Source organism: Actinomycetota bacterium (genome assembly GCA_035640355.1).
GTDB lineage: Bacteria > Actinomycetota > UBA4738 > UBA4738 > HRBIN12 > CALGFI01.
Window position 1 is genome coordinate 35,840 of record DASQWI010000024.1, and the last position, 14,358, is coordinate 50,197.

General features: G+C 69.9%; 15 protein-coding genes. 4 read left to right on the forward strand and 11 right to left on the reverse strand.

The window, feature by feature from the left end:
- Positions 1–471 (forward strand): Zn-ribbon domain-containing OB-fold protein, encoded by a 471-nt coding sequence (locus VFA08_12495; GenBank protein HYZ14405.1) that lies wholly within the window; start codon positions 1–3, stop codon positions 469–471.
- 7 nt (positions 472–478) lie between these two features.
- Here the strand turns inward: VFA08_12495 and VFA08_12500 are convergent, their stop codons facing one another.
- On the reverse strand, positions 479–2,425 hold the full coding sequence (locus tag VFA08_12500) for an adenylate/guanylate cyclase domain-containing protein (protein HYZ14406.1): 1,947 nt from the start codon (positions 2,423–2,425) through the stop codon (positions 479–481).
- 53 nt (positions 2,426–2,478) lie between these two features.
- Here VFA08_12500 and VFA08_12505 point away from each other — a divergent pair, with 53 nt between their 5' ends.
- Both VFA08_12505 and VFA08_12510 read left to right on the forward strand, forming a co-directional pair.
- A complete protein-coding gene (locus VFA08_12505) occupies positions 2,479–3,636 on the forward strand; it encodes an acyl-CoA dehydrogenase family protein (GenBank protein ID HYZ14407.1) in 1,158 nt (385 codons plus the stop codon).
- A gap of 142 nt (positions 3,637–3,778) precedes the next feature.
- Positions 3,779–4,939 (forward strand): peptidoglycan DD-metalloendopeptidase family protein, encoded by a 1,161-nt coding sequence (locus VFA08_12510; protein ID HYZ14408.1) that lies wholly within the window; start codon positions 3,779–3,781, stop codon positions 4,937–4,939.
- Here VFA08_12510 and VFA08_12515 read toward each other — a convergent pair.
- Genes VFA08_12515 through VFA08_12550 form a run of 8 tightly spaced genes read right to left on the reverse strand, consistent with a single transcriptional unit; the run spans position 4,866 to position 11,845 of the window.
- Positions 4,866–5,807 (reverse strand): hypothetical protein, encoded by a 942-nt coding sequence (locus tag VFA08_12515; protein ID HYZ14409.1) that lies wholly within the window; start codon positions 5,805–5,807, stop codon positions 4,866–4,868. The genes VFA08_12510 and VFA08_12515 overlap by 74 nt on opposite strands.
- Complete coding sequence (locus tag VFA08_12520; GenBank protein ID HYZ14410.1) at positions 5,804–7,048, reverse strand: ABC transporter substrate-binding protein; 1,245 nt, start codon at positions 7,046–7,048, stop codon at positions 5,804–5,806. The genes VFA08_12515 and VFA08_12520 overlap by 4 nt, the downstream gene beginning before the upstream one ends.
- A complete protein-coding gene (locus VFA08_12525; GenBank protein HYZ14411.1) occupies positions 7,045–7,614 on the reverse strand; it encodes a CPBP family intramembrane glutamic endopeptidase in 570 nt (189 codons plus the stop codon). Before VFA08_12525 ends, VFA08_12520 begins: the two co-directional genes overlap by 4 nt.
- The gene (locus VFA08_12530) at positions 7,611–8,033 is read right to left on the reverse strand and encodes a DUF6130 family protein (protein ID HYZ14412.1); all 423 of its coding nucleotides are present in this window, start codon (positions 8,031–8,033) and stop codon (positions 7,611–7,613) included. Before VFA08_12530 ends, VFA08_12525 begins: the two co-directional genes overlap by 4 nt.
- Positions 8,030–9,979: a FixH family protein gene (locus VFA08_12535; GenBank protein ID HYZ14413.1), complete on the reverse strand. Its 1,950-nt coding sequence runs from the start codon at positions 9,977–9,979 to the stop codon at positions 8,030–8,032. Before VFA08_12535 ends, VFA08_12530 begins: the two co-directional genes overlap by 4 nt.
- Positions 9,976–10,488: a hypothetical protein gene (locus VFA08_12540; GenBank protein ID HYZ14414.1), complete on the reverse strand. Its 513-nt coding sequence runs from the start codon at positions 10,486–10,488 to the stop codon at positions 9,976–9,978. Before VFA08_12540 ends, VFA08_12535 begins: the two co-directional genes overlap by 4 nt.
- 29 nt (positions 10,489–10,517) lie before the next feature.
- Positions 10,518–11,192: a hypothetical protein gene (locus tag VFA08_12545; GenBank protein ID HYZ14415.1), complete on the reverse strand. Its 675-nt coding sequence runs from the start codon at positions 11,190–11,192 to the stop codon at positions 10,518–10,520.
- 59 nt (positions 11,193–11,251) lie between these two features.
- Positions 11,252–11,845 carry a hypothetical protein gene (locus tag VFA08_12550; GenBank protein ID HYZ14416.1) on the reverse strand — a complete coding sequence of 198 codons (594 nt, stop codon included), beginning with the start codon at positions 11,843–11,845 and terminating at the stop codon, positions 11,252–11,254.
- 79 nt (positions 11,846–11,924) lie between these two features.
- Here VFA08_12550 and VFA08_12555 point away from each other — a divergent pair, with 79 nt between their 5' ends.
- Positions 11,925–12,785: a 3-hydroxybutyryl-CoA dehydrogenase gene (locus VFA08_12555; GenBank protein ID HYZ14417.1), complete on the forward strand. Its 861-nt coding sequence runs from the start codon at positions 11,925–11,927 to the stop codon at positions 12,783–12,785.
- A gap of 21 nt (positions 12,786–12,806) precedes the next feature.
- On the opposite strand, the gene VFA08_12560 is transcribed toward VFA08_12555, so the two are convergent.
- Together VFA08_12560 and VFA08_12565 are read right to left on the reverse strand one after the other, a co-directional pair.
- Positions 12,807–13,931, reverse strand: coding sequence for a glycosyltransferase family 1 protein (locus VFA08_12560; GenBank protein HYZ14418.1), 1,125 nt, complete (start codon positions 13,929–13,931; stop codon positions 12,807–12,809).
- Positions 13,928–14,224, reverse strand: coding sequence for a cupin domain-containing protein (locus VFA08_12565; GenBank protein HYZ14419.1), 297 nt, complete (start codon positions 14,222–14,224; stop codon positions 13,928–13,930). Before VFA08_12565 ends, VFA08_12560 begins: the two co-directional genes overlap by 4 nt.
- Positions 14,225–14,358: the final 134 nt, after the last annotated feature.

Below are 14,358 nucleotides of genomic sequence, written 5' to 3' on the forward strand. Positions count from 1 at the left end.
GTGCTGGAGAAGCTCGAGCGGCCGGACGAGGTTCGGCGGTGGAAGGGCCGGATCCCTGTCTCGCACCGCTACACCCCCGGGGTTGCCGGCGACGTCTTCTTTGCGGCGCTCCGGGATCGCGGCGTGCTCCTCGGCTCGCGGTGCGACTCGTGCGACTACACCTACGTTCCGGCACGGCTGTTCTGCGAGCGCTGCTTCACGGAGCTTGCAGCCGACACGGAGGTCGGCCCGGGCGGCCGGCTGGTGTCGTTCACGATCTCCTACACCGGCCTCGAAGGGGAGCCGCTCGAGCAGCCGGTCACGATCGGCCTCGTCCGGCCGGATGGAGCCGCCGCCGCGGTCGTCCATCGCATCGTCGAGACGGGGGACGAGCCGCTCGAGATCGGTCAACGCATGGAGGTCGTGGTGAAGCCCGAAGAAGCCCGAACGGGCTCGATCGAGGACATCGAAGGGTTCAGGCCGACCGGCTAGAGGCGCGTCAGCGCCAGGCGACGGTAACGACGGCGACGGGCTCGGCGATACCTTTCAGCGGGACCGAGCGCGGGTTCGACACCGTAACGCTGGTCAGAGGCTGGACGGTCGAGGCGCTCGCCACGATCTCGCCGGCGCCGGCGATCGCGCCGATCCGCGCAGCGGCGTGGACACCCCTTCCGAAATAGTTCTTGCCCGCTCGCGTCGCATCCGCCGCGTGAACGCCGATCCGGACCTGCGGCGCGAATCCGTGGTCGCGGCGATGCTCTGTGAGGCGAGTCTGGATCTCCTTCGCGCACGCGACCGCCGAAGCCGCGTCGGGGAAAGCCGCGAAGAACCCGTCGCCCGTGTGGTCCACCTCCTCGCCGCGGTGGATCGCGATGCACGCCCGGAGCGTCTCGTCGTGCCAGCGGCGAAGGTCCTCCCACGCCTCGTCGCCGATCGCTTCGAGCAGCGCCGTCGAGCCGACGATGTCCGTAAACATGAACGTGCGCTGCGCCACCTCTCGACCCACGGCGCGCTGGAGCTCCGCGAGACGATCCGAGGCGACGCGAACGTCCGGCACGGCGCCGAGTCGATCGAACGCGGCGCGCGCCGTCTCGAGCTCGAGGACCGCGCCGTCCACGTCGCCGTCGGCGGCGAGCGCGGCCCCGAGGAGTGTGCCCGCACGGGCCGTCTCGTACGGCGCGTCGATCTGGCGCCACAGTTGGCGCGCCTTGCGGAACCGCTTCGACGCGCTCGCGGGAGCGCGGTCGGCGAGATCGGCCAGGCCGTGCGCCCACTCGGCGCTCGCGACGATCGCATCCGCCGGGTAGTCGGCCGCGATGCCGTCGAGTTCCTTCGCGGCCGCCGCCGCCGTCTTCGAGTCGCCCCGGGCCCACGCGATCTCCGCCTGCGCCGGCAGCAGCCGCGCGCGGCTCAGGCGGTTCCAGGTCTCCTCGGCGAGGCTTCCGCGGATCGACGCCGCGGCGGCATCGATCTTCCCCTGACGAAGCAGCAGCAACGCGCGGCCCGGTTGGGGATCCTCGCCGATCTCCTGCGCCTGGCGGAACGCGTGCTCCGCCGCCGCTTCATCGCCCATGCGGAGGTGGATCTCGCCGAGCTCGTGGAACGCCGACGCGGCATGCATGGGGCTGAAGTCGTACAGCTCGTCGGTCGCCCGGCGGAGCTCGGACTCCGCCGCCGTCCACGTCCCCAGCAGCCGCATGATCTCGGCCCGGTGGACGCGACAGATGCCGGGGAACCCGTTGATCGATTGCCGCTCGCACCACCGCGTGGCGGCCTCCGCCCATTCGCTCGCACGACGGTAGTCGGCGAGGTTCCGGCAGACGTTGATGACGTTGCAGAACACCACGCCCGTCGTGTACGCGCCGAGCTCATTGCCGACCGCGGCCGCGCTCACGTCCTCGAGCAGCGCCCATCCCTCGTCGACTCGCCCTAGGTCGACCAGCACCATGCCGCGGTACATCGCCGCCCAGGCGCGGAGCTTTGCCTCGCCCAGGCGTTCGGCGACGGCCGCCCCGACCTCGAGATGCGACAGCGCGTGGTCGAGCTCACCGCGCGACCAGGCGAGCTGCCCGTGCGCGATCGCCACGTACCCGTGCACGACCGATTCCGGTTCGCCCTCCAGGAGCCGTTCGGCGCGGTTCAGCCATCCCTGGGCCACCGACTTGGCAAGCTTCGCGCCGTACTGGCGACGGAGCGTGATCGCGACGAGCGCGGCGCGGAGCTTCTCGTCGCGCTCCACGTGCTTGCCGTACGAACGTTCCCACGCCTCGATCGCCTCCGCGGGCCGGCCGACCCACCACGCGGCTTTGGCGAAGAGCTCGAGGTCGTTGGCGTCCAGACGGCCTGACGCCCACGCCGGCCGGAGGGCGTCGTACGCCTCGGGCCACGCCCGACGCGCCACTGCGTCGCGACCGAGCTTCTCCTCGGGTGCATGCGTCGACTTCACGACGCCATGGTGCCACAGGCGGTCCGGCCGACCACTCGGGCTAAGGTTAGTTCGTGGACTTCGACCTCACGGACGAACAGCGAAGCTTCCAAACGCTCGTACGCGAGTTCGCCGAGGAGATCGTGGCGCCGGCCGCGGCCGGCTACGACGAGCGCGAGGAGTTCCCGCTCGAGGTCGTGAAGCGCATGGGCGAGCTCGGCCTGTTCGGCGTCCCGTTCCCCGAGGAGTACGGCGGCCAGGGCGGCGACCTGGTGACGTTCTGCCTGTGCCTCGAGGAGATCGCCCGGTGGGACTCGTCGGTAGCGATCACGCTCGAGGCCGCGGTCGGCCTGGCGGCGAACCCGATCTACCGGTTCGGGACCGAGGAGCAGAAGCGACGGTGGCTCGAGCCGATGGCGCGCGGCGAGGCGCTCGGCGCGTTCGCCCTGACCGAGCCCGGTGGCGGATCCGACGCCCGCGCCATCAGAACGACGGCTCGGCTCGACGGCGACGAGTGGGTGATCGACGGAACGAAGGCGTTCATCACGAATTCGGGAACACCGATCACGTCGGCCATCCTGGTCGCGGCGGTGGATGCCGAGATCGGCGACGGCGCCGTCACCACGATCGTCGTACCGAGCGGAACGCCCGGGCTCACGATCGGCGCGGCATACCGCAAGATCGGTTGGCGGGCCAGCGACACGCACGAGGTGTCGTTCGACCGCTGCCGCGTCCCCGCCCATCACCTGCTCGGCGAACGCGGACGCGGGTACGCGCAGTTCCTCGAGGCGCTTGCGGACGGGCGCGTCGCGATCGGCGCCCTTTCCGTCGGTCTCGCCCGCGGATGCCTCGAGGAGAGCGTGAAGTACGCGAGCGAGCGCCAGGCGTTCGGCAAGCCGATCGGATCGTTCGAGTCGCTCCAGTTCAAGATCGCCGACATGAAGGTGGCCGTCGAGACCGGTCGGCTGGCCGTGTTGAACGCGGCGTGGCGGCGCGATCGGGGGAAGCCCTTCGCGACGGAGGCGTCGGTAGCCAAGCTCTACGCGAGCGAGGTGGCGACCACGTGCGCCCGCGAGGCCGTGCAGGTCCACGGCGCCTACGGCTACGTCGAGGAGTTCCCCGTCGCGCGCTTCTACCGCGACGCCAAGGTGTTGGAGATCGGCGAGGGGACAAACGAGATCCAGCGCCTGTTGATCGCGCGCGCATTGGGACTGCCGGGCACGGAGCTGTAGCGCGCCACGTGATGTGGCGCGGGCGCGAGCGTCCGTTCTTGGCCGACGACGATGCTTGCATCGGGCCAACGCGTGGGGCAGGCTCGAACGGCCGCGCGAGTTGACAACCCCGTAGCCGGCTCGGTAAGCAGGGAACCCTTCCATGGCCGAGAAGTCGATGCACGCCCCCAGCCGTCTCTCCGGCCTGCTCTATGCAGCTGTCGCGCTGCTGCTCCTCGCGGCGCTCTCGCCGGTAGCGAGTGCGCAGACCTCGACGGAGGAACAGCTCGAGGACGCGGAGGCGGAAGTCGACCGGCTCGTCGCGGAAATCTCGCAACAGGAAGGGGAGCTCGACGGCCTCATGGCCCAGGCCGCCGAGATGTGGCAGCGGGTCCAGGACGCCGAAGCTCGCTTCCAGCAGATCAGTGCGGAACTCGACAAGACGAGGGAGAACCTTCACGACGCGCAGAACGAGTTCGCGGCGCTTCAGAGGCGGCTCGACGCGCGCGCGCGAGAGACCTTCATGGCCGGGCCGGGGACCGAGCTCGAGTTCCTGTTCGGTTCGACCTCGCTGGTCGACCTGTCCGCTCGGCTCGAGTACGTGAGCGCCGTCAGCGAGACGGACGTCGACCTGGCCATCGACGTGCAGAACCTCAAGAACGAGCTGGCGGCGGAGAAGCAGGAGGAAGAGCGCCTCCGGGCGAGTCGCGCGGCCGCGCTTCAACAGGCCCGGGAACAAAAGGCCGCTGTGGACGCGAACCTCGCCGAGCAACAGCGAATCCTGGACGACCTCGAGGCGAAGAAGGCGAAGGCCGTAGAGCTCGCCAAACGGCTCGACCGCAAGCGGCAACGAGAGCTCGAGGCGCTAACCGGGGTCCAGTTCTTCGACGGCGTGTTCGAGGTCTGTCCCGTCGATCCGCCGCGCGCGGTGTCAGACGGGTTCGGCGCGCCTCGCTTCGGCGGCGGATACCACCCGCACGCCGGAAACGACATCATGGCGCCGATGAACACGCCGATCCGCGCGACGTTCGACGGGACGGCGAGCACGTCGGTGAACGGCCTCGGGGGGTACGCCGTCTACGTGTACGGCGCGCACGGGTACACGTACAACGCGCATCTCGCGCAACCGGGGGTGACTGGGTCCGTCAACGCCGGCGACATCATCGGGTACGTCGGAGTCTCGGGCGACGCAACGACGCCCCACAACCACTTCGAGTGGCACCCCTATCAGATCCCGGAGAACTGGCCGGTCAGTCCCTACGGGTATTCGGTGATCGGTTCGGCCGTGAATCCCTGGCCGCTCCTCTCCCAGGCCTGCTACTAGATCGCCGTCGGCCGCGCGTCCGTTCGTCGCGTCGCCCGCGAGGGTCGGTTCGTTTCCTCAAACCACGGCGTCGACGCGCCGATGGCCGGCGCGTGGGTCGGAGCGCCAATACGGCGCCCGCCGCGAGCGCGATGAGTCCCACCACGATCCCGATCGTTGCGACGTCGCCGCCGCCGTCCGTGGTCGGCGCCGGCGACGCGCGCACTCCCGTCTGAACGACGGCCACGTAGCCGAGCGTCTCGATCGGTCCGTCGGCCTGCTGGATGCCGCGGAAGTCGTTCGTCTCGACCGAGGTCCATGACTCGCCGTCTGGGGAGACGATCACGGCGTGCTGCCAGTGGTCGGTCGAGATGAACGGGTACACGAGCACGACGCGCACGCCTTCGGTCTGGAGAGGAGCCGGGTCGCCCGACGGGACGTAGTTCCCGCGCAGCCGATACACGTTGCCGAGGATCCGAAGTGGCGGCTCAGGGGGTTCGACCGTGCCGGGCGGGAGTGGTTCGATGCGGACCCGAACGCTCTGTTGTTGCGCCGCGTTCCCAAATGCACCGCGCGGCAGCACGAGGGTCACCTGGGCGTCGTCGGTCGACACGATCGCAGTCGCGCTTCCTCTGTTGCCGAGCTTCACCACCGTCGTCACGGGCGTCGGTTCGACGTTCGTCGACGCGAGCTCGGGCGGGGGATCGACCCATCGGTACGGCGCCGGCGGGACGAGTCCGTCGAGCAGCGGGCGTTGGGCGAGCGGGCTCAGTTGTCCCGAGAACCACGCCGTGGCGATGTAGGCGGCGACAACGGCGCTGCCGACCGCGAGGACCGTTCGGCTGGGCGTGCCGGAAGGCCCGCGGAGCCGTCGTGGGCGGTCCTTCACGGGAGCGGATCGATCGGCTCGATACGCGACGTCGCGTACCGCGGCGGCCACACGACGGCGTACTCGCCCGGCGCCTGCCACTGCCACACGACGCTCGCGGCGAGGACGTTCGCACCGGCCGTCGCCGTCCCGGCCTCGCCGAACTGGAGACCGCTGCCGTTCGGCAGCGACCCGATCGGAAGGCGCGTTCGGTTCGCGGAGTCCGCCATCGCCTTCGGTGTAAGCGAGTCGGCGTTCTGCGCCACGACGCCGAGGAGCGCCCACGCGCCGGAGAACCCGGCGAGCGCGGCGGCGCTCATCGACTCGTCGAATCGGTCCGCGTACGCGTCACGGGCCCGCTCGAGCAGCGCGCGTCCGCCGGCGGTCAGACCGCGATCGTTCAGCGCCTCGGAGTCGGGCTTGTCCGACGCGAACAGCCCGACGGCTTGCTTGCCGAGCGTCGTGCCGAACTCCGGCATGCAGTAGCTCGATGACGTTCCGATCGCCGTGAGGACGTCGAGGCCTTGGCGAACCATCTCCCGGCGCATCGCGATCGCGTCCTCCAGGTACGCGGACACGAACACGACGTCGGGCTGGGCCGCAGTGAGCTCGCTGATCAGTCGCGTCATGTCGACGGTCCGCGGGTCGTACGGGAGCGTCGCGGCGAGGGTGTAATCACGCCGTTCGAGCTCGTCCAGCGCACCCTTCGCGACCGCACGCCCGTACGCGTCGTCGACGAGGGTCACGGCATAGCGCAGCTTCGAGGCGTCCCTACCGAGCACCGGCGCATCCCTGTCGGCAACGAAGGCGATCGCGTTGCGGCCGAGGACCGCGCCGCTCGGGGCGACTCGGAAGACGAGCTCGCCCGCGCCGCCGCCGGTCATCTCCCCCACGGCGCCGGTCTCCCAGAACAACATGCTCCGTCGTGCCGCGGCGTCCGCCGCCGGCGCCGAGATCGTGCTGCCGTAGCTTCCGAGCACGACGGCGATGCCCTCTCGGTGGAGTTCCTCGACCGCGCCCGGCGCGGCGTCGGCAACCGGAACGTCGAGCGGAACCAGCTCGATCGGCCGGCCGTCGACGCCGCCGTCCGCGTTCACGAGGTCGACGGCGACCTGAACGCCCCGGTACTCGTCGACACCACCCGGCCCCTGCGATCCGGACAGGGGGTACACCGCACCGACACGGATCGGTGCCGGCGCGGGCGAGCACGCCGCACCCGCCACGAACACGGCGGCTATCGAGAGAGCCAGTGCACGCCTCATCGCAGGATCGCCACCGCGTTGGCGAACGCGTGCGTGCCCGCCGGCACGAGCCACGTGCCGGACGCCCACCGCTGCCACCCGAAGAGGGCCCCCGCGCCCAGGTCGACGGGAAGGGCCGCGACGCCATACGCCGGCAGGTGCACCATGGCGAACAGGATCGCCGAGCCCGCGATGGCAACGAGCGCGCCGTACTTGGCGAGTCGCGCGTACGCGACACGGCGAAAGAGCCCTTCCTCCGCGACCGCGGCGAGGAGTGACAGCGGCAGCGCGAGGGACGGGTGCGGCGTTGGTACCGACGGGCCGGCGATCGTCGACGCGAAAACGATCGAGGCCGCGCCGATCGCCAGGACAATTGAGGGCGCGACGCGCGGACGTTCGTTCGCGACCGGCACAGCCAGCGAGGATGCCGCGAGCACCAGGTACGCCGTGGCGAACAGCTGCACGCGCGCGTCGGGCGCGACGCCGACGAACGGGCGCGCGAGCAGCACGACGCTTCCGGCTGCCACGATGACGAGGGTCGCGCGCGCCGACCGCTGCGCGCTGATGGTGCGGACGTCGGCGCTCATCCGCGCGCCTCGAACACGATTGTCGCGATCACGCGCGGGTCGAACGGCGCGTGATCGTTCGCCACGAACTCCACCGTCAGTCGGTGGACGCCGGGCGCGACGTCTCTGATCCGCTGCCGTGTGCCTTCGGTCATCGAGATGACCTCGTCGTCGAGCAGGACGTGGAGATGGCCCTCGTCGGGCGCGAGCTCCGTCGTCGTCTGCGGGACGATCCTGGCACCCTCCAGGTCGACCCGCAGATCGACCGTCGAGCCGCGGACGATCTCTCCGTTCCCCGGAGAGGTCACGGCAAGCTCGGCCGAGCTGCTCGGCCTGGGGATCAGCGAGAGCGTGGCGGTGGGGGAGCCGCCCGATCCGTCCGAGCCGCCGCATGCGGCGAGCGCTGCTCCGACCAACACGATCGTGATCGTGCGTCTCATGTCTCGAAACGCTGCTCGAACGCCGCCGAAAGGACGCTGCCGTCACGCGCCTCCGCCGTGACGTCGAACGACCATACGCCGGGCGTCAGCTCGATGTTCGCGGCGAAGTGTCCCCGACCGAGCCGCAGCAGGTCAGGTTCGAATCGCTCATCAGACGGCGCCGTCACTCCGATCACGGCGGATCGTAGCGGGAGCTCTTCCGCGCCCTCGAAGGCCGTCACGTGCACCTGGTTCGTTCGTCCCGGTGTTCCGGGATCGACGTACGCCTGGATCTGAACCTCGCCGCCGAGGAAGATCGTGTACAGGTCCGGCTGGCCGGGAGCGCGGGAGACCTCGACGCGCTGGTCCGGCACTCGGGGAGTGACACGAAGGTCGACCGTTGTCGAGTCGCCGGCGCCCTGGACGAGCACAGTGACGCTCCAGGTACCGGGCATCGCCAGCGTTGTCGACTCGGCGTGCCACGTGCCGTCTTCCATCGGTTCGAGGTCGAGCTCGGAGGCGACCTCCGGTCGCGCCGGAAGGTCGAATCGCAGGCTCACCTGTTGCGCGTCGACGGGTTCGCCCGTGTCGAAGTCGGTCACGTCGGCTACGAACTCGTTCGGCCCGACTGCGCCCGGCGATATCTGCAGACGCACCCTGGTCGTCGTGGCGAAGTCCGAGCCCGTCACGACGAGCGGTCGTTCGGCAGGAGCGAGGTCCGATCCTTCCTGCGGCGGCAGTCCGGTCATGACGCCTGTCACCGCGAAGACCGTCGCGGCCAGTCCGAGCTCGGCGCCCACCGTTCGAAGGAGCGGGCGCGAGCCGGCGCGTTCGATCCGCGCGACGTTCCGGAACCGATTCAACGCGCCGAGCCCGACGAGCGGAACCACCACACCGAGCTTCACGACGAGCGCCGTGCTGTAGTCGTTCTCGAACGGGTCGAGCCACCATCCCAATCCGCCGAGCTCGTTCGCTGCGCGGAGGAAGCCGGATACGAACAGCATGGCGAGCCCCACGGCCGCGAGGTTCGAGAAACGCCGAACCGTCCTCGGTTCGAGACCGCGTCGCAGCGATAGGACGAGCCACGCGAGACCGCCGATCCACGCGCCGACCGCCATGAGGTGAAGCCACTGTTCGCCGACCGCGGTGACCGATCCGCCGGCATGACCGGTCAGCGCCCGCACGAACATCGCGGCGGCCGTCGCGGCGGCGAGGAGGGCGAGCGTGGCCCGGCTCGTATGAACCGCGGCGACGAGCGTGGCAAGGCCGGCCACGCCGACGGCGATCGCCAGGCCGACGAAGTCACCTCCCGCCTTCGAGGAGAGCAACGTCCCTAGCGGTACCGACAACACCGCACGCTCTTCCAGTGTGATGACGACCACGCCGACGGCGACGCCGATCCACGCGACCGCCAGGACCGCCGGGCGGGCAATCGTGTTCGGACCGAAGACGACGAGACCGGCGACGGCGGCACCGAACAGAACGGCCAACCCGACGTACAGGCCCCACTTTCCGGTGACGGCGAGGGGACTCGGCGGCGGCGTCTCGTCGCGGGGAACGACTCCACTGACCTCTCCTCGAGTGACACCAACGCCGAACGTGAACGCGCCGGCCGTGACGTGGCCGTCGGTCTCGGAGACGGTTCGCCACGTGACGGTGTAGACGCCGTCGTCCAGTTCGGGAAGGCCGAACCGGATCTCGCGTTCCGTGCCGGGCACGCGTTCGGGCGGGCCGGTGGTGGCCACCGGGACGCCACCGGCGTCGACGCCGATCGTCGTGAGTGACACGTCGGGCGGCTCGGTGAACGTGAGACGGATCTCGTCCGGCGGCGCCTGGAGGATCTCACCACTCGCGGGGTCGGACTCGTCGAGCGCGGCATGGGCGAGTGCGGGCGTCGAGAACCACGTCGTCCCGAGGACCACGCCAACCCCCGAGAGGAGCGCGATCCGCGAGACGAGGCGTCTCATCGTTCTTCCGTGAAGAACTCGACGGCCGTCACGACTGGCGGCGCGAACGGCACGTGATCCGCGGCGACGAACTCGGCCATCAATCGATGCGGTCCGGGGGCGAGGTCGTCGAGCGGCACGCGCTGTTGGGTCCCGTAGGTCATCGAGACGATCTCGCCGTCGAGGTACAGATGGATGTGTCCGGTGTCGGGCGTGACGTTCGTCGTCGTCTGTTGAACGACCTGTCCGCCTTCGAGGCGGAGGCGGACGCCCAGCCATAGGCCGGAAACGCTCGCACCCGGCGACGGTTCGACGAAAGCGATCGAGGCCGTCGACGTGGGACGAGGCCCAGCCGCCTGTTGTGGGAACAGCAACGACGGGACCGCCAACGCGGCAAAGAGCGACGCGGGCGCGAGCGCAACAAGCGACCAGGCGCCCCATCGCGGGAGCCGGTAGAACCCGCGATGCCGGATGCGCGTGAGCCCGATCCACGCGAGCACGACGCCACCGCTGACGAGCGCGGTGGACAACAGCTCGTCGGCGCCGCCGGCATGCGCGATTAGGCCCGTGCCGGTCTCCTTCGCGCCGCGACGAGTGCGGCGACGGCGGTGATCACTCCGAGGGCCCCGACGACGACGCCGATCAGCCCAAGCGTCCGCGCTCCCGCCGCGTCGTCTGACGCTTCCGTCGATGCGGCGCGCACGTCGTCGATCGCTGTGGTGAGCCGCGGCACCTCACGGTCGATGCGGTCCGCGAGCTCGCCTGTCGTTGGGTCCTGCTCAGGGAACTGGATCTCTGCCGGATCGTTCACGTCGCCAAACGTCCGCGGACCCGACGTGAACGACTCGTCGATCTCCTCGTCCGCGATGGTCCCGCTGAAGTGGAACGTGTAGTGACCCGGACGGGTCGGGATGAACCACGCGCGATAGTCGCCAGGCTCGCCGGACGCGCCGACGGCGAAGTTCGGCTCGAGCTGAAGCGCCATGGTCTGGTCGCCGAACTCGACCTCGACGTCGACGGTGTCGCCGAGATCGACGACCGGCTCGCCGCCGTGGCTCAGGATCAGCTGCACGCTGTTCGGCTGGCCGGCGTATGCCGGCTCGGTCCCGAACCCCACGACCATCTCCAGGTCGCCGTGCGTCCGTCCTTCATGAGCGGATGCGGCCGGCGCGAGGCCGACCACGACGATCGTGACGATGGACGCGGTCAGCGTGCGCGTCACGTTCTTGGACAATGCCCTCTCCTTTCGGGACTTGCGTTGGCGCGGCTCAGCCGCGCCTGCAACGACGGAAGTCAGCGAAGGGGAGGTGCGCGTTGAGCGCTCGACCGGTGGGCGTCCCGGTGACGATGGACGTCGTTCGCCGCCGGAAGCGCGAAGGCGGGAACGAGCCTTGGAGTCGGTAGCGCCGTCCACCTCGCGCCGACGAGACGGGCCGAGGATCGCGCGATCCACCGAAGGACCGCCGAGCCGACGAACGCCACGACGACCTGCGCGGCGAAGCCGACGACGAGCAGGTGTTCGTGGACGAGATCCGCGAGCGGCGCGCCCGTTGCGATGCGCTCCATGAATTCCTGACCCGCGAACGCGCTCGCCTGCACCACAGCAAGTCGCGCCGCGAGCGTGAGCCAACGATCCGACGCCGACTCCCGCCGCGAGAGGATGCCGCCGATCGCTGCCGCGGACGCGCCGGCGAACGCGAGGATCAGCGCCAGTTGGGCTGCCGCGGGCAGGTAGTCGTGACCGGTGCGCGAGAGAACCAGGTCACGGTGATGTGGATCGGGCATCGCCAGGACGTACGCCAGCGCGTGACCGAGCACGAGGCCGGCGACGGCGAACGCGAATACCGAGGTACGGCGGAGCCTGCCTACCGATGTCCAGTTGCGCACGGGTTTTGTCTCGATGCGATCGGATCGCGGTACCGACCGATTGTACGCTTGGCCTCTGACATCGGTTCGGCCGGAGGCCATGCGCGGCGAAGACGTTCGAGTGCTCGGGGTGGTCGGCTCCGGGTTGATGGGCTCGGGCATCGTCGAGGTCGCCGCTCGCGCCGGCCAACAGGTGGTCTACCTCGAGGCGAGCGACGAGCTCGTCGAGTCGGGGCGCCACCGCATCGAGACGTCCATGGCGCGCGCGGTGGAACGCGGAAAGCTCGATGCCAACGTGAGCGACGAGGCCCTTGCGCGCGTCTCGGGGACGACCGACCCGAACGATCTCGCCGACGTGGATCTGGTCATCGAGGCCGCGACGGAGGACGCCGATACCAAGCGCGACGTTTTTCGCCGCCTCGATGAGGTGGTCCGGCCCGAGGTCGTGCTCGCCTCGAACACGTCGTCGATTCCCATCGTCGACCTCGGCGCGGCGACCAAACGCGCGGACCGCGTGATCGGCATGCACTTCTTCAATCCGGTTCCGGTCATGGGACTGATCGAGATCGTGAAAGCGATCACGACGTCGGACGAGACGGTCGAGTTCGCTCGCGAGTACGGTGCCGCGCTCGGCAAGACCACGGTGCTCTCGCGCGATCGCGCGGGATTCATCGTGAACACGCTGTTGATCCCATACCTGAACGATGCGATCAGGATGCTCGAGGAAGGCTTCGCCAGCCGTGAGGACATCGACGCCGCGATCGACCTGGGGCTCAACCACCCGATGGGGCCGCTCCGGTTGGCCGATCTGATCGGCCTCGACACGTGCGCGCAGATCGGCGACGTGTTGTACGAGGAGTTCAGGGACGCCCGGTTCGCGCCTCCGCCGCTGCTGCGGCGGATGGTGGCGGCGCACCGGCTCGGCCGCAAGAGCGGACGCGGCTTCTACGAGTACGACTGACTCGAACGCGAGCCGGCCGCGTCATTTCTCGCCGAGAGCTCGCTCGTAGACCTGGAGTGTCAAGCGCGCCGTCTCGTCCCAGCTGAACCGCTGGGCCTGTGCCCGCGCCCGAGCCGCCATGCGATCGGCGAGCCCGACGTCCGACACGAGCGACGAGATAGCCTGCGCGATCGACCGCACCGAGCGCGGATCCACCCCCAGCGCCGCGTCGCCCGAGACCTCGGGAACGGCGGACGTGTTCGAGGCGACGGTCGGGATGCCTCGAACCAACGCCTCGAGCACCGGCAGACCGAACCCCTCGTACAGCGATGGATAGGCGAACACGTCCGCCGCGCGGTAGACGGCGTCGAGCTCGTCGGCCGAGATCTCGCCGGTCATGACGATCTCCCCCGGCCCCTGCAGCGCGAGCTCGCGCATCAAGGATTCGTGATGCCATCCGAGCGGCCCCGCGAGCACGAGCGCGTGAGGGAAGCCCTCGGCCGCAACGCGCCGGTACGCGCGCACCAGCCGGAGGAGGTTCTTGCGCGGCTCGAGCGTCCCCACGAACAGGACGTACGGTCCCCGGATCTTCAGCCGGGCCAGCACGTCGTCGGCGTCGAGCTTGCCTGCGGGCAACGAAGCGGCGAGCGGAACGACGTGGAGCTTGCTCGGGTCGACGGCGGTTCTCGAAAGGAGATCCTCCGCGGTGGTCCGCGACGGCGTGACGATCGCATCGGCCCGCCGAACTGTCGCACGCACGCCGAGGCGGTAGACGACCCGCCATCTGGGCGGGAACGCTCCGGGCAGGACGTCGAAGGCGAGGTCGTGGACGGTTACGACGAGACGTTGCCTCGCGCCGGCGGGCGCGACGCCGGCATGGTTGGTGACGTGGACGATGTCCACCCCGGCCAGAGGGGCGGGGAGCGGCGGTCGGCCGACGACGTTCCACCGGAGGTACAGCGAGCGCATCCTCCCCCGGAGCTCGTGCATGGGGTGCTCTCGCATCCACGGTTCCGGCGGCTCGGGGGAGTCGAATCTCGAATGGAACAACGTCATCTCGACCGCGGGATCTCGATTCGCAAGCTCCGGCACCAGGTGGCGGATGTAGGTGCCGATCCCGCCGGGCGCGTTCAGGAACAACTGGTCGACTTGGAGCGCGACCTTCATCGCGACGCCTCGATGCACGAGCAGCCCTCGGCACCGACCGTCGCCGTATGCCACGTTCCGGGTGGGAGGTCGAGGCGGTCGCCCGGTTCGAGCATCGTGTCACCGTCGTCGAGGTGGAACGTGATCGAGCCGTCGAGGCAGAACAGGACCTTGTGGTAGTCGTGCGCGTGCCGGGCGTAGGTATCGCCGGGACCGTTGACCCACGAGCGAGGCGCCGAGCAGCGCTCCTCCAGGAAGATCCGGAGCGCCGTGTCGCGGTCGTCCACCGCTCGCTCGATCTTGCTCGCACCCACCGGACGGAGGTCGCCCTACAGAACGTCGCCGCGGCCGTGGACCGGCGGGATGCCACGACGCGCGTACGGTGCGTAGGTTCCGACGCCCCAGGGGGCGTGCGTGTAATGCCGAGCTTGGAGCGCGCCCAGGCCCG